Below are 24,593 nucleotides of genomic sequence, written 5' to 3'. Positions count from 1 at the left end.
GTATACACCCGTATACCGAATGCTCAAACCAATCTTCCGTACGGCGGCACCTTCTGATGACATCCATGCCCGATACCGACCTGCCCAAAACCGTTACCGCCCAGGGCAAACGGCTGCTGATGGACGCCGCTTTGCGCCTGGCAGCCATCAGCCGCAGCTTGAGTGGCCTGGGGTTGCGGGAACTGGCGCGCGAAGCGGGTTTGAACCCAAATACCTTCTACCGTCACTTCAAAACCGTGGACGATCTGGGCCTGGCGATGATTGCCGAGATGGCCGCGCGTATTCGCCAGCCGCTGCGCGCTTTGCGCTTCGAGGCGGCTGAGCGCGCCGAGCGGGACACGCCAGCCAAGCTCACCTTTGGCGTCGATCTGGCGCGCGGCCAACGGGTATGCAGCGAAACGGTGGAACTGTTTTTCGCCTACGCGGCGCAAAACCCCCACGCCTTTATTGTCGGTGTGCGCGAGCTGCACGGCAGCTCGAAGGTGCTGCGTGAGGCGCTAGAACAGATGATGGAGGCCTTCGCCAGCGACATGGCCGAGGACCTCGGCAAATTGCAGCTGCTACCCAGTCTGGAGCCGGCGGCGGTGCGCCAGGTGTCGTCGATGATCAGCCGGCAGTTGTTTCAGCAATCGCTGGATTACATCGAGCAAGTGGACCGCCGCCCGGCGATCTGCGCCCAGGCGCAGGCGCAGATTTTGATGATGTTTGCCGGGGCGACGGTGCTGCAGGCGGTGGGGGAGTTGAAGCTGGGCGCAGATTGAGGCCCTGACGTGAAACAGTCCCCTCTGCCCGCGACCGGGAGAGGGCTAGGGTGAGGGTTTTGCTGTCGGCGATTTGAAGGCCCCTCAGCCCAACCCTCTCCCGCATGCGGGAGAGGGGGCCCATCAGCGTTAACCGCTAAAACCGAGTCGATCCTTCCACCGCTGTTCCAGCACCTTGGTGTCGTGGTCAAACGGGTGAAAGCCCGGGCGGTAGTAATCCAGATACGGCAGCACCAACTTGGTCAGGAAGCCATCGCGCAGACTGAACAGGGTGCGCAGGCCACGGCCCCAGCTGCGCAGGTTGAACAACTGGCGGTCTTTGCGCAGCAGGTGTACCTGAAACCAGCCGATCACGCCGAAGAAGATCACCGTCGAGATCGCCATCATCGCCACGCGGGTGAAGTAACCACCGCCCACCGCCTGGTAGGCGTCGTAACACACGGCCTTGTGCTCGTTCTCTTCAATGGCATGCCACATCCACAGTTGGTACATCTTCGGGTCGTCAATCTGGGTGGTCAGGTCTTCGCGCAACAGCAGTTGCTGGGCCATGGTGGCGGTGAAGTGCTCCAGGGCGCAGGTGGCGGCCAGGCGTTGTTTCTTGGTGGTGATCTTGGTCACCCATTCCAGCAGCACCTTGATACGCAGTTCGAGCTTTTCCAGGTCGATATTGTGCTGGGCGGCGTACTCGTTGTAGGTCGCATGTTCTTTGGAGTGCATGGCTTCCTGGCCGATAAAGGCGCTGATGTCCTTTTTCAGCTGTGGCTCGGTGATGGTGTCGCGTACGGCGCGCACGCTATCGACGAAGAACATTTCGCCGTAGGGAAACAGCGACGACAGATTGTTCATGAAGTGAGTCATGAAGGGGTCGCCGCTCCACCAGTACTTTTCCGTTTCGGCAAAGGTGAAGTCCATGCGGCGCACGGGAAAGCTAGCGTTGGGCTTGGTCAGTTTGGATGGAGTTGGAATGGATTGAGTTGGAATGGCGGTCATGGGAGGCTCCTGACGATCGCTACTCGCGATCTTTCTTGTTGTACGGCTCAGGTTTAATCACCGATTGCATTCAATGATTGGCCCAAGCTGGCAACAGGAACACCCAACCTAAGTGCAGCGCCCCGACCAGAGATTCTGGCCGGGGTGCGCGGGGTAACAGGTGGGACACCGCGGATTTAGCGGTCGGACAGGGCGAAACTGGTGAGGCAGAAGGTCGGGATACCGGCGTCTTGCAGCTTCTGCGAGCCGCCCAACTCCGGCAGGTCGATGATGGCCGCCGCCTCGAAAACGCTGGCGCGCATGCGGCGCACCAGGGCAGACGCGGCCAGCAGGGTGCCGCCGGTGGCGATCAGGTCATCGAAAATCAGCACCGAGTCGCCTTCGCACAGGCTGTCGGCGTGTACTTCCAGAAAGGCTTCGCCGTATTCGGTCTGATAGCCCTCGGCCAAAACGTCGGCGGGCAGCTTGCCTTGCTTGCGAAACAGCACCAAAGGTTTGTTCAGGGCGTAGGCGATGATCGAGCCAATCAGAAAGCCACGGGCATCCATAGCGCCGATATGGGTGAACTCGGCTTCGACATAACGCTGTACAAAACTGTCGGCCACCATGCGCAGGGCGCGGGGCGATTGGAAGAGAGGTGTGATGTCGCGAAAGATGACGCCGGGTTTGGGGAAGTCCGGCACGGGGCGAATCAGGGATTTGATGCTGAAGTCGTCGAAGATCATCGCGAGGGCCTGCTAGTGGGGCAAAAGCGCGATTCTAGCAGGCCCCGTGGGTGAGTGTTTACTGCTCCAGATTGCCGCCGGCCAGGGCGCACAGCTGCGCAGCGTCGAGAATCTGAATTTCCTTGCCGTCGGCCGCGATCAGGTTGCTCTGCTGAAAGCGGGTGAACACGCGGGACACGGTTTCCACCGCCAGGCCCAGGTAATTGCCGATTTCATTGCGCGACATGGCCAGGCGGAACTGGTTGGCCGAGTAGCCGCGGGCGCGGAAGCGTGCGGAGAGGTTGACCAGGAACGAGGCGATACGCTCGTCGGCAGTTTTCTTCGACAGCAGCAGCATCATTTGCTGATCGTCGCGAATTTCGCGGCTCATGATGCGCATCAGCTGGCGACGCAATTGCGGCAATTGCAGCGAAAGCTCGTCGAGTTTTTCAAAAGGAATTTCGCAGACGGTGGTGGTTTCCAGCGCTTGGGCGGAGGTGGGGTAGGACTCCTCGTCCATGCCCGACATGCCCATCAGCTCGCTTGGCAGGTGGAAACCGGTGATCTGCTCATCGCCGGCGTCCGACACGCTGAAGCTGCGCAGCGCGCCCGAGCGTACGGCAAACACGGAGGTAAAGGGATCGCCCTGGCGGAACAGGAACTCGCCTTTTTTCAGCGGGCGCCCGCGTTTGACGATGTCGTCCAGCGCGTCCATATCGTCAAGATCCATCGACAACGGCAGGCACAGGCCGCTGAGGCTGCAATCTTTGCAATGCACGGCCGGCAGGCCACGGGCTTTGATCATTTCATTCATCGCAAGGCATCCTTTGTAGCCAAGCACACACAGACCGTAAGGGTATCAGCTTAGGACACGACCTGACCATGCGCTTAAGTTCTGCGGTCGACCGCCGATACCTTTGTGTCGTTACCTAGGGAGAAGGGACATGTTGTCGATCAACAACACCAGCAACGTCACTGGCCATCTGGCCCAGCAGGTGTCTGTCAAAGCCAACCGGGATCCGGAAGATCCACCGGTGGACAAGCTCACCGCGCTGCAAGGCATCAAGGTCACGTTGTCGGAGCAGGCGCAGAAAATCAGCGCCGCCGCGAACAACGATGACATCGACAAAAGCAGCCTGCCGGACAGTATCAAGCAAGCGCTGAAAATGCTTCGTGAGCTCAAAGCGCAATTGGCTGAGAAGCAGGCTCAATTGCAGTCTGTAATGGCAGATCAAAGCCTGTCCGACGAAGAGCGCATGCAGAAAGCACAGGGCATCCAAAGCGAAATCGCCACCTTGAACGGCGCCATTGCCACCGTAAACGGCAACCTGATCAAGGCAATCAAGGAAGCGGGTTTGAGCCCGGACCAGATGTCGGAAATGACCGGCCTGATGGCGTGATGCCGCTCTAGTTGTGCATCGCGTGTCCCATCAGCCATTGCTGATGGGGGCCAGGCAGCGTCCACAAGCCAAACACAATCACCAGCAGCCCGCCCGCCACGCGAACGTTGCGCTTGCGCAGCACGGCGGTGAGGCGCTCGGCGGCCATGCCGGTGGCCAGCAATACCGGCCAGGTTCCGAGGCCGAACGCCAGCATCAGCAGCCCGCTGTCCAGCGCATTGCCCTGGCTCGCCGCCCACAGAAGCGTGCTGTACACCAACCCGCACGGCAACCAGCCCCACAGCGCGCCCAACAGCAGCGCGCGGGGCAGGCTCGACACTGGCATCAGGCGGCTTGCAAATGGCTGGATATAGCGCCACAGGCCACGGCCCAGCGCTTCGATACGGGTTAGCCCGCTCCACCAGCCAGCCAGGTACAGACCCATGGCGATCAGCAGCAGCGCGGCAATCACCCTTAATACCATCACTGCCGGGCTATTGGCCACGGCCCAGCCGGCCATACCAATCAACAGGCCGGCGCAGGCATAGCTGAGAATTCGCCCCAGGTTGTAGGCGAGCAGCAAGCGAAAGCGGCGACTGCGTTGCTCAGGGGGAATGGCCAGGGTCAGCGCGCCCATCAGCCCGCCGCACATGCCCAGGCAATGGCCGCCGCCGAGCAGACCGAGAATAACGGCCGACACCAGCAGTGGCGCCAGTTCAAGCACGGGGCGGCTCCTGCTTGTCGCGGGTGTTCTCGTTTTCGTCGTGACCGCTGGCCTGGTCGACGCCGGCCAAGTGGTTGGGGTCCTGATCGTCGAACAGAATGCTGTGGGCCGGGCCGTCGAGGTCGTCGTATTGGCCGCTGTTCACGGCCCAGAAGAAGATAAAGATGCACACCGCAACGATCAGCAGGGCTATCGGGATCAGCAAATATAAAGCGGGCATACAGGCTCCGGGCAGTCAGACGCTGCCAGCGCTTGGCGTCAGCGCGCGATGGCGCGTGAGGCGCAAGGCATTGAGTACCACGGTCAAGGAGCTGACCGACATGCCGACCGCAGCCCATACCGGGGTGATCCAGCCAAGGGCGGCGAACGGCAGCATCAGGCCATTGTACAGGCCGGCCCACAACAGATTCTCGATGATCACATGGCGGGTGCGGCGCGCCAGGGCGAAGGCCTGCACCAGGGCGTCGAGGCGATTGGACAGCAACACCGCGTCGGCACTGGTTTTCGCCAGATCGGTAGCCGAGCCCATGGCCACGCTGATATCGGCGGCGGCCAGCACCGGCACGTCGTTGACGCCGTCACCCAGCATCAGCACTTTGCGGCCCTGGCTGTGCAGGGTATGCAGCATGGCCAGCTTATCGTCCGGGCGCAGGCCGCCATGGGCCTCGTCGATGCCCAGGTCGCGGGCGACGCTGGTGACCATTGGCGAGGTATCGCCGGACAGCAACAAGGTTTTCCAGCCGCGCGCTTTGCAGGCAGCGAGCAGGGTTGGCGCGTCGCCGCGCAGCCGGTCGTCGAGAACAAACCAGGCCAGCGGGCCTTGCGCGTCGCCCAGCAGCAGCCATTGGCCCGCTTCGGCGGGCATCACCGGCGCGGGCTTGCCGCTTAGCTGTGCGACGAAGTCGGCCTGGCCAATGCGCAAACGACGGCCCTCGATTACACCTTCCAGACCCAGCCCCGGCACGCTGCTGACCGATTCGGCGGCTGCTGGTGCCTGGCCAAAGGCGCGGGCAATCGGGTGCTCGGAGTGATTTTCCAGCGCCGCAGCCAAGGCCAGGCAGGTGTCGTCGCTGTCGCTGCCCAAGGGGTGAATGGCGCGCAGGGTCAGGCGGCCTTCGGTAAGGGTGCCGGTTTTATCGAAAATTACCGTGTCGATCTGGTTGAGGCCTTCCAGCACATGGCCGCGGGTAAGTAGCAGACCGAGCTTGTGCAAGGTGCCGGTGGCGGCGGTGAGGGCGGTGGGCGTGGCCAGCGACAAGGCGCAAGGACAGGTGGCAACCAGCATGGCCAGCACCACCCAGAAGGCGCGGTCCGAATCCAGGTGCCACCAGACGGCGCCAATTACTACCACCAATGCCAGGGTGATCAGCAAGAACCATTGCGCGGCTTTGTCGGCCAGCTCCGCCAGACGCGGCTTGTCGGCTTGGGCGCGGTCAAGCAGCCGGACGATGGCAGACAGGCGGGTATCGGGGCCAAGCGCCTCCACTTTAACGTGCAGCGGGCCTTCCACGTTAAGCGTGCCGGCGGTGACCAGATCTCCGACACCTCGGGGCAGCGGCAGGTATTCGCCGGTCAGCAGCGATTCGTCGACGCTGGATTGACCCTGCACGATTCGCCCATCCGCCGGCACCACGGCGCCGGGGTGGATGAGCACCTGCTCACCCAGTTGCAGCTCGCGCAGCAGAATGCGCTCGCCCTGGCCGTCGGCGTCCAGGCGCAGGCAGGATGCCGGCAACAGATTGACCAACTGGGCGGTGGCCGCGGCGGTGCGTTGGCGGGCTCGGCGTTCCAGATAACGGCCGGTGAGCAAGAACAGAGCGAACATGCCGACGGCATCGAAATACAACTCGCCGTTGCCGGTAATGGCAGTCCAGATGCCCGCGACATAGGCGCTGCCGATAGCCAGTGACACCGACACATCCATGGTCAGATGGCGAGTGCGCAGGTCGCGCATGGCGCCTTTGAAGAACGGCGCGCAGCTGTAGAACACGATGGGCGTGGTCAGAAACATCGCCACCCAGCGCATGATCTGGTGCAGCTCGGGGCTCAGGTCGATATTGAATTCGGGCCAGGTGGCCATGGTCGCCATCATCGCCTGGAACCACAGCAGGCCGGCGACGCCGAGCTGGCGCAGGGTGAGGCGGTTTTCCGCGGCCAGTTGCTCGGCAGCGCGGTCGGCCTGGTAGGGGTGGGCTGCATAGCCGATAAGGCGCAATTCGTTGAGCAGCGCGCTTAGGGGCAGTTGGCTATCGGCCCAGCGCACTTGCAAGCGGTGGTTGGACAGATTGAGGCGAGCCTCGGCTACTGCCGGCAATTGCCGCAAACGGTGCTCGATCAGCCAGCCGCAGGCGGCGCAGCTGATGCCTTCAAGCAACAGGGTGGTTTCCGCCAAATCAGCGTCGTGGTGGACGAAGGCCTGCTGTACGTCAGCGCGATCGTACAGTTCCAGCTCGTCCTGCAATTGTTGGGGCAGGGCTTGCGGGTTGACCGAGCTTTCGCTGCGGTGGCTGTAATAGCTTTCCAACCCGCCGGCCACGATGGCTTCGGCGACCGCCTGACAGCCAGGGCAGCAGAATTCGCGGCCCGCGCCGAGCACGGTCGCACAAAAACGACTGCCGGCGGGAACCGGCAGGCTGCAGTGGTAGCAGGGCAGGGGCGCGCTCATATCAGCAGGATTAACGCTGCTCTTCTTCGGCGCCGGGGATAGGTTCGTCGCCCAGTTTGAGTTCCACGCCTGGGCCGACTTTTTCTTCCTCGAACAGACGCCAAGTTTGCTCGCCTTGCTGGCCGAGCAATTCAACGAAGCGGCGGCCTTCAACGGCTTCGGGTAGTTGGCCGATGTAACGGTCTGGCTCGGTGCTGCTGCGCTTGAGGATCAGGTTGCGGTCTTTCTCGGCCTGGGTCGGGGAGATCAGGTTCATTTCCAGTGTGTCGGGACGGCTGCCGCCGCTGAGTACCAGGCTGACTTCCCCGGTGACTTCATCCAGTTGGGCGCGAGCCTCCAAATGCAGGTCTTTGGCCAGGCGTTCGCGATCCAACGACCGGCTGATGCCTTTGCCAGCTTCGTAGTAGTTGTCGGTGACCAGCGTGTCCTGGCCATCGGCGGCGATAAATACCATATGCATGGTCAGGGCCACCGAGGTGGCCAGCATGCCAATGATGATCCACGGCCAGATGTGTTTGTACCAGGGACTGCTTGCTGTTGCGGGCATTGGTTGTCTCTCTGAATCGGTTACCTGGTTTTTGCAGGGCGCTAGTGTAGGGGGCAATCGCCTCAGCGGATACTCGGGCCAATAAAGCGGCTCTTGGTTTCGACGTGGGTATCCGGGTTGTCAGCGCTTTCCAGTACGAAGATCACTTCGTTGGTGCTCGATGGCAGTTTTTCCGGAGACACCGACAGCTCGATCGGCTGGGTAATGATTTCGCCGGCATCGACCTGGAACTCACGTTTGCCCGTCAATTTCAGGTCGTCCAGGCCTTTGGCGCTGAGCACGTAGGTGTGCGACTGCTGGTCCTTGTTCATGATCTTCAGGTTGTAGACGTTTTCGATGCGCCCTTCAGCGTTTTCGCGGAACAGCACGCGGTCTTTGCTGACATCGAAGCCCACCAGTGGGCGCAGCACAAAGGCAGTTGCCAGAAAGCCCATCATCACCAGCAGGACAACGGCGTAGCCGATCAGGCGCGGACGGACCAGATGGGTTTTCTGTCCGGACAGGTTGTGCTCGGTGGTGTAGCTGATCAGGCCGCGCGGGTATTCCATCTTGTCCATGATGGTGTCGCAGGCGTCGATACAGGCGGCGCAGCCAATGCATTCGATCTGCAGGCCATCGCGGATGTCGATACCGGTGGGGCAAACCTGAACGCACATGGTGCAGTCGATGCAGTCACCCAGACCTTCGGCTTTGTAGTCGGTATTTTTCTTGCGCGGACCCCGGCGTTCGCCACGGCGTGGGTCGTAGGAAACGATCAGGGTGTCTTTGTCGAACATCACGCTCTGGAAGCGCGCGTAGGGGCACATGTAGATGCACACCTGCTCGCGCAGCCACCCGGCGTTGCCGTAGGTGGCGAGGGTGAAGAAGCCAACCCAGAAGTACGCCCAGCCGTCCGCTTCGCCGGTGAAGAAGTCGATGGTCAGGTCGCGAATGGGGGAGAAGTAGCCGACGAATGTCAGGCCGGTGACCAGGCCGATCAGCAGCCATAGGCTGTGCTTGCTGAATTTTCGCAGGAGTTTATTGGCGCTCATCGGCGCTTTGTCGAGCTTCATGCGTTGGTTTCGGTCCCCTTCGGTAACCTTTTCGCACCACATGAAAATCCACGTCCACACGCTTTGCGGGCAGGTGTAGCCGCACCAAACGCGACCGGCAAATACGGTGATAAAAAACAGGCCGAAGGCGCTGACGATCAGGATGCCGGAGAGCAGGATGAAGTCTTGCGGCCAGAAGGTGGCGCCGAAAATGTAGAACTTGCGCTCCGGCAGGTTCCACCACACCGCCTGGTGGCCCGCCCAGTTGAGCCACACAGTACCGAAGTACAACAGAAACAAACCGGCGCCACCGAGCATGCGCAGGTTGCGAAAAAATCCGGTAAAGGCGCGGGTGTAGATCTTTTCCCTAGACGCGTAGAGGTCAACGGACTTATCCGCCGGTTTGGTAGACGGCGTGATGTCTTGAACGGGAATCTGCTTACTCATCGATACGTACCACGGCAGTGGAGAAAGCCTCGTCGATGCTTGCCGACGGAGGTCAAAGCGACTAGTGCGCTCTGAATTATACGCGCTGATTGCAGGGTTATTGCTGCGACGTGAGGTCGCGTAAGGCTTGTTTTAGTGCGGGGGAGGGCGAAAAGGGGCGAGGAGCAGGAGTGAGGCGGGGGTTGCATCAGGAATCTGCCCTGTGGGCAGACTCCTAAGCAATTTCTTACGAGGCGATTACTCGGCTTTTTCTTTCTCAGCATCCGAGGCATTGCCGTGGGACAGGCTGTAGACGTAGGCCGCCAACAGGTGAACCTTGTCCTTGCCTTGCAGTTGTTCCTGAGCAGGCATAACGCCCTGACGGCCGTAGCGGATGGTCTGTTGCAGCTGAGCGAAGCTAGAACCGTAGATGAACGCCGCCGGGTGAGTCAGGTTAGGCGCACCCATTGCCGGGGTGCCTTTGCCTTCAGGGCCGTGGCAAGCCACGCAGTTGGCCGCGAAGATTTTCTGGCCGTTGGCAGGATCTGCCTTGGCGTCTTCGGGCAGCTTGCGGCCGTCCAGTTGGGTCAGAACGAAAGCAGCTACGTCACGAACGCCTTGGTCACCGATTACGGTGCCCCACGCCGGCATCACCGCATGGCGACCGCCGAGAATGGTGGTTTCGATGGTGGATGCTTCACCGCCCCAGCGCCAATCGGCGTCGGTCAGGTTAGGGAAACCGTAGTTGCCCTTGGCATCGGAGCCGTGGCAGACCGAGCAGTTGGAGGCGAACAGGCGGCCACCCATCTTCAGGGCTTGCGGGTCTTTGGCAACTTCTTCAATCGGCATGGCGGCGAACTTGGCGAAGATCGGACCGAACTTGGCATCAGCCTTGGCCATGTCCTTTTCCCACTCGTGCACACCGGTCCAGCCTGGCTGACCATTCGAGAATTCCTGCTTGGTCTCGTTGTTCAGGTAGGAGTAGCCCGGCAGTACGCCTTTCCAGTTGCCCAGGCCCGGGTAGAGCACCAAGTAGCCGAGGGCGAAGATGATGGTGGCGACGAACAACATGAACCACCACTTGGGTAGCGGGTTGTCGTACTCCTCGATGCCGTCGAAGGAGTGGCCGACGGTTTCGTCGGTGGTTTCAGCACGTTGGCCTTTGCGCGTGGACAGAAGAATCCAAGTCAGCGTGGCGATGGTGCCCAGGGTGAGTACAGTGACGTACAGACTCCAGAAGAGGGTCATTCTTTGTTACTCCTAGAAGCTTGCTCTTGCTCGACGTGCTTGATGGCTTCGGGATCATCCGCGAACGGCAGCAGGGTGGCTTCATCAAAGTCTTTCTGGCGTCGGCCACTGAACACCCAGAGGGCCAGGCCAACGAAAGCAACCATCACCACTACGGTGCCAAGACCGCGAATCATCCCAATATCCATCTCATGTCACCGTTTGCTTTTGATGATGGTGCCCAGACCTTGCAGGTAGGCAACCACAGCATCCATTTGAGTTTTGCCTTTGACCGCAGCTTGGGCGCCGGCAATGTCTTCGTCGGTGTAAGGCACGCCCATGGAACGCAGAACTTCCATTTTCTTGGCGGTGTCTTTGCCGTCGAGCTTGTTTTCTACCAGGAACGGGTAAGCCGGCATGATCGACTCAGGCACTACGTTGCGCGGGTTGTACAAGTGCGCACGGTGCCAGTCATCGGAGTAGCGGCCACCAACGCGGGCCAGGTCCGGACCGGTACGCTTGGAACCCCACAGGAACGGGTGGTCCCAAACGCTTTCACCGGCTACCGAGTAATGGCCATAGCGTTCGGTTTCAGCGCGGAACGGACGGATCATCTGCGAGTGGCAGCCGACACAACCGTTGGCGATATAGACGTCGCGACCTTCCAGTTCCAGTGCCGAGCGCGGTTTCATGTTCTCAACCGGCTTGTTGGTAACGTCCTGGAAGAACAGCGGAACGATCTGAGTCAGACCCCCGATGCTTACGGCGATAACCATGAAGAAGGCCAACAGGCCGATATTCTTCTCGACTACGTCATGATTTCTCATCAGTGAGCTCCAACTACAGCGATCTGAGCGGCGGCTTCTGCTTCAGCTGGCTGGGAGGCGCGCACGGTACGGAAGGTGTTGTAGGCCATCAGCAGCATGCCGGAGGCGAAGAACGCACCACCGATTGCCCGCACGACGAAGCCCGGGTGGCTGGCTTGCAGCGCTTCAACGAAGGAGTAGGTGAGGGTGCCGTCTTCGTTGATTGCACGCCACATCAGGCCTTGGGTAATACCGTTGACCCACATGGAAGCGATGTACAGCACGGTACCGATGGTGGCGAGCCAGAAGTGCGCGTTAATCAGGCCAACGCTGTGCATTTGTGGGCGGCCCCAGAGTTTCGGGATCATGTGGTACAGGGCGCCAATGGAGATCATGGCAACCCAACCGAGTGCACCGGCGTGTACGTGGCCGATGGTCCAGTCGGTGTAGTGCGACAGCGAGTTGACGGTTTTGATGGCCATCATCGGACCTTCGAAGGTCGACATGCCGTAAAACGCCAGGGACACAACCAGGAAGCGCAGGATTGGGTCGGTGCGCAGCTTATGCCAGGCGCCAGACAGGGTCATCATGCCGTTGATCATGCCGCCCCAACTTGGTGCCAGCAGGATGATGGACATGGCCATGCCCAGGGACTGAGCCCAGTCCGGCAGAGCGGTGTAGTGCAGGTGGTGCGGACCGGCCCAGATGTACAGGGTGATCAGTGCCCAGAAGTGCACGATGGAGAGGCGATAGGAGTAGATCGGACGCTCGGCCTGCTTCGGAACGAAGTAGTACATCATCCCCAGGAAGCCGGTTGTCAGGAAGAAGCCTACAGCGTTGTGGCCGTACCACCACTGGATCATCGCGTCGGTCGCACCGGAATACAGCGAGTACGACTTGAACAGCGAAACCGGCAGCGACATGTGGTTGACGATATGCAGCATCGCCGTTACCAGAATGAAGGCACCGTAGAACCAGTTGCCGACATAGATGTGCTTGGTTTTACGCTTGATGATGGTGCCGAAGAACACGGCGGCGTAGGTCACCCAGACCACAGCCAGCAGGATGGCCAACGGCCATTCCAGTTCAGCGTATTCCTTCGAGGTGGTGTAGCCCAGCGGCAGGGTGATACCCGCGCCGATGATCACGGCTTGCCAGCCCCAGAAGTGGAAGGCCGCCATGCTGTCTGAAATCAGACGAGTCTGGCAGGTACGTTGAACTACGTAGTACGACGTAGCGAACAGAGCACAGCCACCGAAGGCGAAAATCACCAAGTTGGTATGCAGGGGGCGCAGGCGACCAAAGCTCGTCCATGGCAAACCGAAGTTCAATTCCGGCCATACCAATTGCGAGGCGATGAAGACGCCCATGCCCATGCCAAGGATCCCCCAGACCACCGTCATGATGGCGAACTGGCGGACCACCTTATAGTTATAAGCAGTCGGACTGATTGCTGTGCTCATTCTAAGGTTCCACGGTTTAGGGTGTTTTTTAGGGGTAAAAATCGGCGGCAAGTATGAGGAAACGACGTAGTCATTGCAACGCCACAGGCCGCAGCGATAAGGCTTTCAGACACCTGAAACAAGTTATTTCGGCCTCTAAATGAGGATGGTTCTCAGGTGTCCGCCCTTATCCCTAACCGTCAACGAATGGGTCATGTGCCTCATAGCAAACACTGACGGCTAATGCGCCAGCTTAGTAGATGAAAACGCACCCTGAAGGTTACCCGTCGTCAGGGTGCGACACTGGGTCGCATCGCGACCAAGGGCGAGGTTGGCCGTTCGGTCAGCTTGCTCGATGGAGCGATTGACGCGGTTGATCATGGTGTTTGAGGTGTCAATTGAGCATGACCCGCAGTCCGTCGCGCCATGCTCACCGATCACCAACCTGTCACTGCTGGCGCGACAGGCTCAGTACATAAGCGGCCAGTACATGCACCTTGTCGTTACCCAGGAATTGCTCTTGCGCCGGCATCTGGCCGTTGCGGCCGTGACGGATGGTTTGTTGCAGTTGGGTCAGGCTGCTGCCGTAGATCCAGCCGCCTGGGTGAGTGAGGTCTGGAGCGCCCATTACGGCTGTGCCGGTGCCTTCCGGCCCGTGGCAGGCGGCGCAGGTAGTGGCGTAAGTGGTGCCACCGGCATCAAGATCGGCATCACTTTCATCTGGCAGCGGCAGGCCCGCCAGTCGGGTGCGCACATAGGCCGCAACGTTTTTCACCCCTGCGTCGCCAATTACCGGACCCCAGGCTGGCATGGCAGCCATGCGACCATGAAGGATACTGGCCTTGATGGTCTCGGCATCGCCGCCCCAGCGCCAGTTGCTATCGGTGAGGTTGGGAAAGCCGACAGCCCCTTTAGCGTCAGAGCCGTGGCACACCGAGCAGTTGGTGGCAAACAGGCGGCCACCAATTTTCAGCGCTTGGGGATCCTTGCTCAGTTCTTCCAGCGGCATGGCGGCCAGGCGGGCGAAGAGGGGGCCGTATTGTGCGTCGGCTTTGTCCACTTCGCGTTGCCATTGGTTGACTTGCGTCCAGCCATCGCTGTAGCCCGGCAGAATCCCCTTCCAATTACCCAGGCCCGGATAGAGCAGCAGGTATATAAAGGCAAAGAAGATGGTGCCGACGAATAGCAGGAACCACCAGCGTGGCAAGGGGTTGTCATATTCCTCAATGCCATCAAAGGCATGGCCCATGGTTTTGTCGCCGCCGTTGGGGGTTTCACCGCTGCGGGTGGAAAACACCAGCCAGAGCAACGCGAGCAGGCTGCCCAAGGCCAGGAAGCAGACGTACCAACTCCAGAAAACAGTCATTTTTACAATTCCCCCTGCTTAGCGCTTGTTCTTGATGGCGGTGCCGAGCACTTGCAGATACGCGACCAGCGCGTCCATCTCGGTTTTGCCCTGTACGGCGGCGCTAGCGCCCTCGATGTCGGCGTCGGTGTACGGCACGCCCATCAAGCGCATCACTTCCAGTTTCTTGGCGGTGTCTTTGCCATCGAGTTGATGCTGAACCAGCCATGGATACCCCGGCATTTTCGATTCCGGCACCACGTTGCGCGGGTTGTACAAGTGCGCGCGATGCCAGTCATCGGAGTAGCGCGCACCAACGCGGGCGAGGTCCGGGCCGGTGCGTTTGGAACCCCATAGGAAAGGGTGATCCCACACACTTTCACCGGCTACCGAGTAGTGGCCGTAGCGTTCGGTTTCGGCGCGGAAGGGGCGGATCATCTGCGAGTGGCAGCCGACGCAACCTTCGCGGATGTAGATGTCGCGGCCTTCCAGTTGCAGCGCGGTGTAGGGCTTCATGCCGTCCACTGGTTTGTTGGTCACATCCTGGAAGAACAGCGGCACGATTTGCGTCAGGCCGCCGATGCTGACCGCCAGCACCATGCACAGCACCAACAGGAACACGTTCTTTTCGAGTACTTCATGTTTGCTCATGGCCGCTCTCCTCAAGCCATCTGCGCGGCGGCGGCAATTTCTGCCGGCTGCGCGCTGCGCACGGTGCGCCAGGTGTTGTAGGCCATCAGCAGCACGCCGATGAGGAAGATCGCACCCCCTACCATGCGTACGATGAACCCAGGGTGACTGGCTTGCAGCGCTTCAACGAAGGAGTAGGTGAGGGTGCCGTCGCTATTGATGGCACGCCACATCAGGCCCTGAGTAATACCGCTGACCCACATTGAGGCGATGTAGAGCACGGTGCCGATAGTGGCCAGCCAGAAGTGCGCGTTGACCAGGCCCATGCTGTACATCTGCGGGCGACCCCAGAGTTTCGGGATCATGTGGTACAGCGCACCGAAGCTGATCATTGCCACCCAACCGAGGGCGCCGGCATGCACGTGGCCGATAGTCCAGTCGGTGTAGTGGGAAAGGGCGTTGACGGTCTTGATGGCCATCATCGGACCCTCGAAGGTCGACATGCCGTAGAACGCCAGCGAGACAACCAGAAAGCGCAGGATCGGGTCGTCACGCAACTTATGCCAGGCGCCCGAGAGGGTCATCATGCCGTTGATCATGCCGCCCCAGCTGGGTGCCAGCAGCACCAGCGACATCACCATGCCCAGTGACTGCGCCCAGTCCGGCAGTGCGGTGTAGTGCAAGTGGTGGGGGCCGGCCCAGATATACAGGGTGATCAGCGCCCAGAAGTGCACAATCGACAAACGATACGAGTACACGGGGCGGTTGGCTTGCTTGGGTACGAAGTAATACATCATCCCCAGAAAGCCGGCAGTGAGGAAAAAGCCCACGGCGTTGTGCCCGTACCACCACTGGATCATGGCGTCAGTGGCGCCGGAGTACAGGGAGTAGGACTTGGTCAGGCTCACCGGCACTTCGAGGTTATTGACGATATGGAGAACGGCCACGGTGAGGATAAACGCGCCGTAGAACCAGTTACCCACATAAATGTGCTTGGTCTTGCGCTTCATCAACGTACCGAAGAACACCACCGCGTAGCCCACCCACACCGCGGTAATCAGCAGGTCGATGGGCCATTCCAGTTCTGCGTATTCTTTGGAACTGGTGTAACCCAGTGGCAAACTGACGGCGGCCAGTACAATCACCAGTTGCCAGCCCCAGAACGTGGCGGCAGCAAGACGCGGCGCAAAGAGCGCGGTCTGGCAGGTGCGTTGGACGGTGTAGTAGGACGTGGCGAACAACGCGCAGCCGCCGAAGGCGAAGATCACCGCGTTGGTGTGCAGCGGGCGCAGGCGCCCGAAGCTGATCCAGGGAAGGTCGAAGTTCAGTTGTGGCCAGACCAGTTGGGAGGCGATAAACACCCCCAAGCCCATACCGACGATGCCCCATACCACCGTCATAATGGCGAACTGGCGAACCACCTTGTAGTCGTAGGCAGTCGTGGTTGTTGTGCTCATGTCAGGCCCATCCGCGGATTTCTCTAGTTGTTGAAGGCGAGGCGAAGCATGGCGAAACCGACCAGCGGCGATATTGATCTGTATCAACCGGTATCTGGCGCTGCACCGGGCGGGAAGTGCTTGTGGAACAGGCCTCTCGGGGAGGCGCGGGCGACGTTCATTCTTGCGCACGGTGCTGGCGCACCGATGGACAGCCCGTTCATGGAAACCATGGCTCAGCGCCTAGCCGCGCAGGGCGTGGCTGTAGCCCGTTTCGAGTTTCCTTATATGGCGCAGCGACGCATCGACGGCGGTCGGCGGCCACCGAATCCGCAGGCTCGGTTGCTCGACGAGTGGCGCGCGGTGTACGCCGCTGTGCGCCAACAAGTCGCAGGGGCATTGGCCATTGGCGGCAAGTCCATGGGCGGACGAATGGCCAGTTTGTTGGCGGATGAGTTAGGGGCCGATGCGCTGGTCTGTCTGGGCTATCCGTTTTATGCGGCTGGCAAGCCGGAGAAGCCGCGAGTTGCCCATCTTGCAGAGCTGCGCACGCCAACCCTTATCGTGCAGGGCGAGCGCGATGCCCTGGGCAATCGAGAAGCGGTGAAGCAGTACGCGCTGTCCGCGCAGATTGAAGTACTGTGGCTGGCAGCGGCAGACCATGACTTAAAGCCGTTGAAGGCTTCAGGTTTCACCCATGAGCAACACCTGCAACAGGCGGCGGAGGCCGTCACCGCATTTTTGACCAGGGCCTGAAAGCATCGAGGCTGAAGCCTCTCCTACACACAGCGCTATAGCTGTAGGAGAGGTTTCAGCCTCGAGTTTTTGATGGTTGCAGCAGGCGGCGTATCAGCGGTTAAAGCGCTCCACCAGTGCCGATTGACGTTGTGCCGTAATCGTCAGTTCCTTACTCAGCTGCGCCGTGTTCTGCGCCTCGCCGGAGGTTTGATCGGCAAGCTGAGCGATGGTGGTGATGTTCTGATTGATTTCGTCCGCCACCGCACTCTGCTCTTCCGCTGCGGCGGCAATCTGGTCAGCCATGTCGGCAATATTGGCCACTGCATCGCTGATGCCGGCCAGTGCCTGGTCAGCTTTGAGCACGCGCTCAACCCCTTCATCGGCCTGTTTACGGCCGATTTCCATGGTCAGTACCGCCTCTTCGGCGGTGCGCTGCAGCTTGGCAATCAACTGGTGGATCTGCCCGGTGGACTCGGCAGTACGCTGTGCCAACGAGCGAACTTCATCCGCCACAACGGCAAAACCACGGCCCATTTCCCCGGCACGTGCCGCTTCGATGGCCGCGTTAAGGGCCAGCAGGTTGGTCTGGTCAGCGATGCCTTTGATGACGTCCACCACGCCGCCAATTTCGTTGCTGTCCTGCGCCAGGCGGGTAACGGTTTCGCCCGTTTCGCCCACCGATACCGACAAGCGCTGAATCGCCTCGCGGGTTTCGCCGGCAATGCTGCGACCCTCGCCGGTCAGGCGGTTGGCTTCCTGGGTGGCGATGGCCGTGCGGGCCACGTTGCTGGCCACTTCCAGGGTGGTGGCGGCCATTTCGTTGACGGCAGTTGCTACCTGCTCGGTTTCCACGCGCTGACGTTCCAGCCCCTTGGAGCTGTTTTGCGCCAGCGTATCGGCCTGACGGGCTTGTTCGGTCAGGTGTTCAGCACTGTCCTGCAAACGAGTCAGGCAGGTTTTCAGACGCGACTCCTGGCTGAGCATGGCCATTTCCAGGCGCGCCTGCGGGCCGCGGCTGTCGGTGTACATGGTGGCGATCAGCGGATCGGAGTTGCTCTGTTCGGCCAGGCGCAACAGGCGGCGGATTCCGCGCTGCTGCCAGTTCAACCCCAACAACCCCAGCGGTACCGAGAGCACCGCCGCAAGCAGAAAGCCCCAGTGAAAGTCGAGCCAGGCGCCCAGCACAAAGCCGATCTGGCTGATCAGAATAAACGGCACCCAGTTCTGCAGAATCGGTAGCCAGAAGTTGCTCGAGGGAATGGCCGACTTGCCGCTGTTGATGCGTTGGTACAGTGCCTCGGCGCGGCGAATCTGTTCGGCCGAAGGTTTTACCCGCACCGATTCGAAACCGATGACCTGGCTGTTTTCCAGCACCGGCGTGACATAGGCATTCACCCAGTAATGGTCACCATTGACGCAGCGGTTCTTGACGATGCCCATCCACGGTCGACCCGACTTCAACGTGGTCCACATATGCGCAAACACTGCCGGCGGCACGTCCGGGTGACGAACCAGGTTGTGCGGCGAACCAACCAACTGCTCGCGGGTGTAGCCACTGATTTCCGCGAAGGCGTCGTTGACGTAGGTGATCTCGCCTTTGAGGTCAGTGGTGGAGATCAGACGTTGCTGAGCAGGAAAGGTACGTTCACGTTGAGTGACGGGCTGATTGTTGCGCATGGGGCTTTATCCGTAATGTCCGTGCCGTTCTGATCGGCCGCTGCAGAGCAAAGTTGAGAAGAAAATTCCGACGTCAAATTTCCCACGCAGTGTAACCAACTTTGAACTGCCGCACAGTTTCCTGACTGGGGTTTCAACTTGCTGGCGCGTCAGGGCTCTTGCCCAACGCGCCAGCCAGCGGCTTTCGCGCTTACCCAGCGATCAATTGTCGCAGTACGTAATGAAGGATGCCGCCGGCGCGGAAGTACTCCACCTCGTTGAGGGTATCGATACGGCACAGCACCTCGAACTGCTCCTGTTTGCCGTCCTCGCGGGTCAGGGTAAGCGGTAGGTGCATCAAAGGTTTGAGCTCCACATTATCGAGCCCGCCGATGCTCAAGGTTTCCCTGCCGGTGAGGCCAAGGCTCTTGCGGTTTTGACCGTCTTTGAACTGCAGCGCCAGCACGCCCATGCCCACCAGATTGGAGCGGTGAATCCGCTCGAAGCTTTCGGCCAGCACGGCTTTTACACCGAGCAGATTGGTGCCCTTGGCCGCCCAGTCGCGGGACGAACCCGTGCCGTATTCCTTGCCGGCAACCACCACCAATGGCGTGCCTTCCTGCTGATAGCGCATGGAGGCATCGTAAATCGCCAGCTTCTCGCCGCTGGGCACGTGCAAGGTGTTGCCGCCTTCTTCGCCGCCGAGCATTTCGTTGCGAATACGGATATTGGCGAAGGTGCCGCGCATCATCACTTCATGGTTGCCGCGACGCGAGCCGTAGGAGTTGAAGTCTTGCGGCTCCACCCCGTGTTCGCGCAGGTAGCGGCCCGCCGGGCTGCTGGCCTTGATGTTACCGGCCGGGGAAATGTGGTCGGTGGTCACCGAATCGCCGAGCAGGGCGAGGATGCGCGCGTCGGCGATATTGCCGATCTTCGGCGGCGCTTCGTTGATGCGTTCAAAAAATGGCGGGTGCTGGATATAGGTGGAGTCGGCCTGCCACTCGTAGGTATCGGCATCCGGCACCTCAATGGCCTGCCACTTTTCATCGCCGGCAAACACCTCGGCGTACTCTTTGTGGAACATCTTGGTATCCACCTTCTGCACCGCCTCGGCAATTTCTGCCTGGCTGGGCCAGATATCGCGCAGGTACACCGGCTTTCCGTCTTTGCCGGTACCCAGCGCATCTTCGCTGAGGTTCATGCGCACGCTACCGGCCAGGGCATAGGCGACCACCAGCGGCGGCGAGGCCAGCCAGTTGGTTTTTACCAAGGGGTGTACGCGGCCTTCGAAGTTGCGGTTGCCCGACAGAACGGAGGCCACCGTCAGGTCCGATTGCTGAATGGCTTTTTCAATCGGTTCCGGCAGCGGCCCGGAGTTGCCGATACAGGTGGTGCAGCCGTAGCCGACCAGGTCGAAGCCCAGGGTATCGAGGTACTGGGTAAGGCCAGCTGCATTGTAATAATCGGTGACCACTTTCGAGCCAGGCGCGAGCGAACTCTTGACCCAGGGCTTGCGCTGCAAGCCTTTTTCCACCGCCTTTTTCGCCAGCAAGCCGGCGGCCATCATTACGCTGGGGTTGGAGGTGTTGGTGCACGACGTAATGGCCGCAATCACTACGGCGCCGTGTTGCAGGCGATGGGTCTTGCCTTCGAATTCGTAACTGGCCCCGCCCACCAACGAATCATCGTGGATGGCCGTGCCGCCCCCCCCTTCGTTGAGCAACCGGCCGTCTTCGGTACTGGCCGGCTTTACTTGCAGGCCAAGGAAATCATCGAAGGCCTGGCTGACGGCGGGCAAGGCGACGCGGTCCTGCGGGCGTTTCGGCCCGGCCAGGCTGGCTTCCACCGTGCCCATATCCAGGGCCAGGGCATCGGTAAACAGCGGCTCATGCCCGGGCTCGCGCCACAAACCCTGGGCTTTGCTGTAGGCCTCGACCAGCTCAACCGTGGCGTCCGGCCGGCCTGAAAGGCGCAGATAGTCGAGGGTGATGTCGTCCACCGGGAAGAAACCGCAGGTGGCGCCATATTCGGGCGCCATATTGGCGATGGTGGCGCGGTCAGCCAGGGGCAGGGTGGCCAGGCCGTCGCCATAGAACTCAACGAATTTTCCCACCACGCCTTTCTTGCGCAGCATCTGGGTGACGGTCAGCACCAGGTCGGTGGCGGTAATGCCTTCCTTCAATTTGCCGCTGAGCTTGAAGCCGATCACCTCGGGAATCAGCATGGACACCGGCTGGCCAAGCATGGCCGCTTCCGCCTCGATGCCGCCGACGCCCCAGCCCAATACACCGAGGCCGTTGATCATGGTGGTGTGCGAGTCGGTGCCGACCAACGTGTCGGGGAAAGCGAACGTGTGGCCGTCTTCTTCTTTAGTCCACACGGTACGGCCCAGGTATTCCAGGTTTACCTGGTGGCAGATGCCGGTGCCCGGCGGCACCACACTGAAATTATCGAACGCGTTCTGGCCCCAGCGCAGGAACGCGTAGCGCTCACCGTTGCGCTGCATCTCGATTTCCACGTTCTGTTCGAACGCGCTGGTGGTGGCGAATTTGTCGACCATTACCGAGTGGTCGATCACCAGATCCACCGGCGACAATGGGTTGATTTTCTGCGGGTCGCCGCCGGCCTTGGCCATGGCGGCGCGCATCGCGGCCAGGTCCACCACCGCCGGTACGCCGGTAAAGTCCTGCATCAGCACGCGGGCCGGGCGGTACTGGATTTCACGCTCGGAGCTACGGGTTTTCAGCCAGTCCACCAGGGCCTGGATATCGTGGCCGGTGACGGTCTTGTCGTCTTCCCAACGCAGCAGGTTTTCCAGCAGCACTTTGAGCGACATGGGCAGCTTGTCGAGGCTGCCGAGTTTTTTCGCGGCCTGCGGCAAGCTGAAGTATTCATAGGTTTTGTCGCCAACGGTCAGGGTCTGGCGGCTGTTGAGGCTGTTCAGGGACGGCATGCTCATCTCCTTATGGGGGCCACACGGTTACGGCCCGGGGGTGCGCAGTTGGGCTGCGTCGAAGGTGCTAAGACAGATCAAGCCTAGCTGGCGCAGCGGCTTTCGCTCGCGCCCTTCAACTGACTGCCCTTGAGCGCTCAGGGTTCCAACTCGGCTATCATGCGCGCCCTGAGGAGAACACCTGATGACCACTTTGTTGCTGCACTGCCGCCCCGGCTTCGAAAGCGAGGTGTGCTCGGAAATAAGCGACCACGCCGCGCGCCTGGAGGTGGCGGGGTATGCCAAGGCCAAACCCAATAGCGCCTACGCCGAATTTATCTGCACCGACGCCGACGGCCCCGAGCGCCTGATGCGTGGCCAGCGCTTCGCCCAGCTGATTTTTCCGCGTCAGTGGGCGCGCGGGCAATTTATCGACCTGCCGGAAACCGACCGCATCAGCGTGCTGCTCAGCCACCTGCAAGATCTGCCGGTATGCGGCAGCCTGTGGCTGGAGGTGCTGGATACCAACGATGGCAAGGAACTGTCGAACTTCTGCAAAAAATTCGAAGTGCCGCTGCGCAATGCTCTGAAAAAAGCCGGCCGCCTGGTAGACGACGAGCGCAAGCCGCGCCTGCTGCTGACCTTTAAAAGCGGCCGCGAAGTGTTTCTTGGCCTTGCCGAAACCAACAACTCGGCGTTCTGGCCCGGCGGTATTCCGCGCCTGAAATTCCCCCGCGAAGCACCCAGCCGCTCCACCCTCAAGCTGGAAGAGGCCTGGCACCAATTTATTCCCCGTGAAGAGTGGGATGAGCGCCTCAATGGCGATATGACCGGCGTTGACCTCGGCGCCTCGCCCGGCGGCTGGACGTACCAGCTGGTGCGCCGTGGCATGCTGGTGACCGCTATCGACAACGGCCCCATGGCCGAAAGCCTGATGGACACAGGGCTGGTGCAGCACCTCATGGTCGACGGTTTTACCTGGACGCCCAAGCAGCCGGTGGACTGGATGGTGTGCGACATCGTCGAAAAGCCGGCGCGCAATGCCGCCTTGCTGGAAACCTGGATTGGCGAGGGACATTGCCGTGAAGCGGTGGTCAACCTGAAGTTGCCGATGAAGCAGCGCTATGCCGAAGTGAAGCGGTTGCTCGAACGTATCGAAGAAGGCTTCAAGGCCCGTGGCGTAAAGGCCAGCATCAGCTGCAAGCAGCTGTATCACGACCGTGAAGAAGTTACCTGTCACCTGCGTAGGCTGAGCAAATAGCCACGCCCGTTACCGGAGTTGTTTATGTCTGAATTCGATCCCGCTGCCCCGTTGGACGGCACCCTGGATGCCACCGGCCTGTTTTGCCCGGAGCCGGTGATGATGCTGCACAACAAAGTGCGCGACCTGCCGGCCGGCGGTTTACTGAAAGTGATCGCCACCGACCCTTCCACCCGCCGCGATATTCCAAAGTTCTGCGTCTTTCTGGGCCATGAGCTGGTGCAGCAGCAGGAAGAGGCGGGCACGTACCTGTATTGGATTCGAACGAAAACAGAGTGATTCGCGCCGCTTCGCTCGGTGATGAATCGCTGGTGCGCAGAGCACACCCTACGGGATCAAAAGCAAACGCCGCCCGCCTTTTTAGGGTGTGCTCCGCGCACCGTAGCGATCGCCGAGGAATCGCCAGGTGCGTAGAGCACACGCCACAAGATCAAGCGCGCGCGGGCCATCACGTGCGGACGTTATGAAGGCGAATCCGTTTTTTCGCACTGCGCGCCAAGCGAATACTCAGCATCACCGCCGCACATGTCAGCCCCACGATCAGCCCCTGCCACAAGCCTTTCGGCCCGCTCGGTTCGCCGAACCAGTGCGACAGCCCCAGTGCATAGCCCACCGGCAGCCCGATGCCCCAGTAAGCAAACAGCGTCATGACCATGGTCACGCGGGTGTCCTGATAGCCGCGTAAAGCGCCAGCCGCGGTTACTTGTACGGCATCGGAGAACTGGTACAGCGCGGCAAACACGATCAGCGCTGAGGCGACCTGAATCACTGTGGGGTCGGGGGTATAGATCGCCGCGATTTCGCTGCGCAGGCTGAGCATCACGGTGCAGAAAAAGGCGGCAAACGCCAATGCCGTAAGAATGCCCACACCGGCTACAAAGCGCGCCTGGCGCGGGTCGCCGGCCCCGAGGGCGTGGCCGACCCGCACGGTCACGGCCATGCCTAAAGCGTATGGAATCATGAAGGTCAGCGAGCTGAAGTTCAGCGCCACCTGGTGCCCGGCGACCACGTCGGCACCCAGGCTGCCGATCAGCAGCGCGATCACGGCAAAGATGCTCGACTCGGCAAACACCGCGATACCAATCGGCAAACCGATGCTCAACAGCCGTTGAATCGGCTCCCAGCGCGGCCATTCGAAGCGGTCGAACAGCCCGGCGTTCTTGTACGCCGGCGCCCAGCGCACCCAGGCGAGCATGGCGAAGAACATGCACCACATCGCCACCGCCGTGGCCCAGCCGCAACCGGCGCCGCCGAGGGCCGGCATGCCAAAGTGGCCATAGATAAAGACGTAGTTCAGCGGGATGTTCAGCAGCAGGCCCAACAGGCCAATCATCATGCTCGGCCGGGTGCGGCCCAGGCCGTCGCTAAAGCAACGCAGCACGTAGTACAGCGCCACCGAGGGAATGCCGCAGCCAATGCCGTAGAGGTACACCATGCTCGGGCCGATCAGCTCGGGGTCGACGCCCATTACCACCAGAATCGGTTTGGCATTCCACAGCACCACGCCAGCGGCGATGCCGACGGCCAACGCCAGCCACAGGGCCTGGCGCACCAGGGGGCCGATCTCGGTTTCCTGGCCGGCGCCAAAACGCTGGGCCACCTTGGGTGTGGTAGCCAGAAGAATGCCCGTCATCAACAGAAACACCGGCACCCAGATCGAATTGCCCAAGGCCACGGCGGCGAGGTCGCGAGGGCCCACGCGGCCAGCCATGACGGCGTCGACAAAACCCATAGCCGAGTGCGACAGCTGGGCAATCATGATGGGCAGGGCAAGTACCAGCAGGGCGCGCAGTTCGCGCATGCAACGACTAAGGCGGGATTCGCGGGCGATCACAAGGCAGTCCATTTTGTTATCAAGTGCGCACTGTATCGGCAGTGGTGGCCGGGCACTCG

Annotated in this window: 23 protein-coding genes; 5 read left to right on the top strand and 18 right to left on the bottom strand. The window is 60.8% G+C overall.

Going from position 1 to position 24,593, the window contains the following annotated elements:
- Window positions 1–65 precede the first annotated feature (65 nt).
- Window positions 66–761: a TetR family transcriptional regulator gene (locus tag PKE98_RS18605; RefSeq protein WP_271196819.1), complete on the top strand. Its 696-nt coding sequence runs from the start codon at window positions 66–68 to the stop codon at window positions 759–761.
- A 129-nt stretch (window positions 762–890) separates the two neighbouring features.
- On the opposite strand, the gene PKE98_RS18600 is transcribed toward PKE98_RS18605, so the two are convergent.
- The 3 genes from PKE98_RS18600 to fnr form a co-directional block, all read right to left on the bottom strand.
- The gene (locus PKE98_RS18600; RefSeq protein ID WP_271196818.1) at window positions 891–1,751 is read right to left on the bottom strand and encodes a metal-dependent hydrolase; all 861 of its coding nucleotides are present in this window, start codon (window positions 1,749–1,751) and stop codon (window positions 891–893) included.
- A 176-nt stretch (window positions 1,752–1,927) separates the two neighbouring features.
- A complete protein-coding gene (locus PKE98_RS18595) occupies window positions 1,928–2,476 on the bottom strand; it encodes an adenine phosphoribosyltransferase (protein ID WP_271196817.1) in 549 nt (182 codons plus the stop codon).
- Between the two features lie 58 nt (window positions 2,477–2,534).
- Window positions 2,535–3,269 (bottom strand): fumarate/nitrate reduction transcriptional regulator Fnr, encoded by a 735-nt coding sequence (gene fnr / locus PKE98_RS18590; protein ID WP_271196816.1) that lies wholly within the window; start codon window positions 3,267–3,269, stop codon window positions 2,535–2,537.
- 130 nt (window positions 3,270–3,399) lie between these two features.
- Between fnr and PKE98_RS18585 the strand changes: the two genes are divergently transcribed.
- Complete coding sequence (locus tag PKE98_RS18585; protein WP_271196815.1) at window positions 3,400–3,855, top strand: hypothetical protein; 456 nt, start codon at window positions 3,400–3,402, stop codon at window positions 3,853–3,855.
- A 7-nt stretch (window positions 3,856–3,862) separates the two neighbouring features.
- On the opposite strand, the gene PKE98_RS18580 is transcribed toward PKE98_RS18585, so the two are convergent.
- The 12 genes from PKE98_RS18580 to ccoN (PKE98_RS18525) form a co-directional block, all read right to left on the bottom strand.
- Entirely contained in the window at window positions 3,863–4,558 is a 696-nt protein-coding gene (locus PKE98_RS18580; protein ID WP_271196814.1) for a sulfite exporter TauE/SafE family protein, read from the bottom strand.
- Entirely contained in the window at window positions 4,551–4,778 is a 228-nt protein-coding gene (ccoS, locus tag PKE98_RS18575; protein ID WP_271196813.1) for a cbb3-type cytochrome oxidase assembly protein CcoS, read from the bottom strand. The genes PKE98_RS18580 and ccoS overlap by 8 nt, the downstream gene beginning before the upstream one ends.
- A 15-nt stretch (window positions 4,779–4,793) precedes the next feature.
- The gene (locus PKE98_RS18570) at window positions 4,794–7,223 is read right to left on the bottom strand and encodes a heavy metal translocating P-type ATPase (protein WP_271196812.1); all 2,430 of its coding nucleotides are present in this window, start codon (window positions 7,221–7,223) and stop codon (window positions 4,794–4,796) included.
- 10 nt (window positions 7,224–7,233) lie between these two features.
- Entirely contained in the window at window positions 7,234–7,770 is a 537-nt protein-coding gene (locus PKE98_RS18565; protein WP_271196811.1) for a FixH family protein, read from the bottom strand.
- Between the two features lie 62 nt (window positions 7,771–7,832).
- A complete protein-coding gene (gene ccoG, locus PKE98_RS18560; protein WP_271196810.1) occupies window positions 7,833–9,248 on the bottom strand; it encodes a cytochrome c oxidase accessory protein CcoG in 1,416 nt (471 codons plus the stop codon).
- Window positions 9,249–9,485: 237 nt separating this feature from the next.
- Window positions 9,486–10,475 carry a cytochrome-c oxidase, cbb3-type subunit III gene (gene ccoP, locus PKE98_RS18555; protein ID WP_271196809.1) on the bottom strand — a complete coding sequence of 330 codons (990 nt, stop codon included), beginning with the start codon at window positions 10,473–10,475 and terminating at the stop codon, window positions 9,486–9,488.
- Complete coding sequence (locus PKE98_RS18550) at window positions 10,472–10,663, bottom strand: cbb3-type cytochrome oxidase subunit 3 (protein WP_108097332.1); 192 nt, start codon at window positions 10,661–10,663, stop codon at window positions 10,472–10,474. The genes ccoP (PKE98_RS18555) and PKE98_RS18550 overlap by 4 nt, the downstream gene beginning before the upstream one ends.
- Before the next feature lie 6 nt (window positions 10,664–10,669).
- Window positions 10,670–11,281 (bottom strand): cytochrome-c oxidase, cbb3-type subunit II, encoded by a 612-nt coding sequence (gene ccoO, locus PKE98_RS18545; protein ID WP_271196808.1) that lies wholly within the window; start codon window positions 11,279–11,281, stop codon window positions 10,670–10,672.
- A complete protein-coding gene (ccoN, locus tag PKE98_RS18540) occupies window positions 11,281–12,723 on the bottom strand; it encodes a cytochrome-c oxidase, cbb3-type subunit I (protein WP_271196807.1) in 1,443 nt (480 codons plus the stop codon). Before ccoN (PKE98_RS18540) ends, ccoO (PKE98_RS18545) begins: the two co-directional genes overlap by 1 nt.
- Before the next feature lie 427 nt (window positions 12,724–13,150).
- Window positions 13,151–14,068: a cytochrome-c oxidase, cbb3-type subunit III gene (gene ccoP, locus PKE98_RS18535; RefSeq protein WP_271196806.1), complete on the bottom strand. Its 918-nt coding sequence runs from the start codon at window positions 14,066–14,068 to the stop codon at window positions 13,151–13,153.
- Window positions 14,069–14,086: 18 nt separating this feature from the next.
- Window positions 14,087–14,698, bottom strand: coding sequence for a cytochrome-c oxidase, cbb3-type subunit II (gene ccoO, locus PKE98_RS18530; protein WP_271196805.1), 612 nt, complete (start codon window positions 14,696–14,698; stop codon window positions 14,087–14,089).
- Window positions 14,699–14,709: 11 nt separating this feature from the next.
- Window positions 14,710–16,134 (bottom strand): cytochrome-c oxidase, cbb3-type subunit I, encoded by a 1,425-nt coding sequence (ccoN, locus tag PKE98_RS18525; protein WP_271196804.1) that lies wholly within the window; start codon window positions 16,132–16,134, stop codon window positions 14,710–14,712.
- A 48-nt stretch (window positions 16,135–16,182) separates the two neighbouring features.
- Here ccoN (PKE98_RS18525) and PKE98_RS18520 point away from each other — a divergent pair, with 48 nt between their 5' ends.
- Window positions 16,183–16,869, top strand: a complete 687-nt coding sequence (locus PKE98_RS18520; protein ID WP_271196803.1) for an alpha/beta family hydrolase — start codon at window positions 16,183–16,185, stop codon at window positions 16,867–16,869.
- A gap of 93 nt (window positions 16,870–16,962) precedes the next feature.
- On the opposite strand, the gene aer is transcribed toward PKE98_RS18520, so the two are convergent.
- Window positions 16,963–18,528, bottom strand: a complete 1,566-nt coding sequence (gene aer / locus PKE98_RS18515) for a methyl-accepting chemotaxis protein (RefSeq protein WP_271196802.1) — start codon at window positions 18,526–18,528, stop codon at window positions 16,963–16,965.
- Window positions 18,529–18,718: 190 nt separating this feature from the next.
- A complete protein-coding gene (gene acnA / locus PKE98_RS18510; RefSeq protein ID WP_271196801.1) occupies window positions 18,719–21,460 on the bottom strand; it encodes an aconitate hydratase AcnA in 2,742 nt (913 codons plus the stop codon).
- 184 nt (window positions 21,461–21,644) lie between these two features.
- Between acnA and rlmM the strand changes: the two genes are divergently transcribed.
- Entirely contained in the window at window positions 21,645–22,700 is a 1,056-nt protein-coding gene (rlmM, locus tag PKE98_RS18505; protein ID WP_271196800.1) for a 23S rRNA (cytidine(2498)-2'-O)-methyltransferase RlmM, read from the top strand.
- Between the two features lie 24 nt (window positions 22,701–22,724).
- The gene (gene tusA / locus PKE98_RS18500) at window positions 22,725–22,979 is read left to right on the top strand and encodes a sulfurtransferase TusA (RefSeq protein WP_271196799.1); all 255 of its coding nucleotides are present in this window, start codon (window positions 22,725–22,727) and stop codon (window positions 22,977–22,979) included.
- Window positions 22,980–23,148: 169 nt separating this feature from the next.
- Here tusA and PKE98_RS18495 read toward each other — a convergent pair whose 3' ends face one another.
- Window positions 23,149–24,501, bottom strand: coding sequence for an MATE family efflux transporter (locus tag PKE98_RS18495; RefSeq protein ID WP_271196860.1), 1,353 nt, complete (start codon window positions 24,499–24,501; stop codon window positions 23,149–23,151).
- Window positions 24,502–24,593 lie beyond the last annotated feature (92 nt).

Origin of the sequence: Pseudomonas turukhanskensis (genome assembly GCF_027922365.1) — a bacterium.
In the GTDB taxonomy this organism is placed as follows: Bacteria; Pseudomonadota; Gammaproteobacteria; order Pseudomonadales; family Pseudomonadaceae; genus Aquipseudomonas; species Aquipseudomonas turukhanskensis.
Note: the sequence above shows the minus strand (reverse complement) of the source record. Positions and strands in the feature narration are given on the sequence as shown.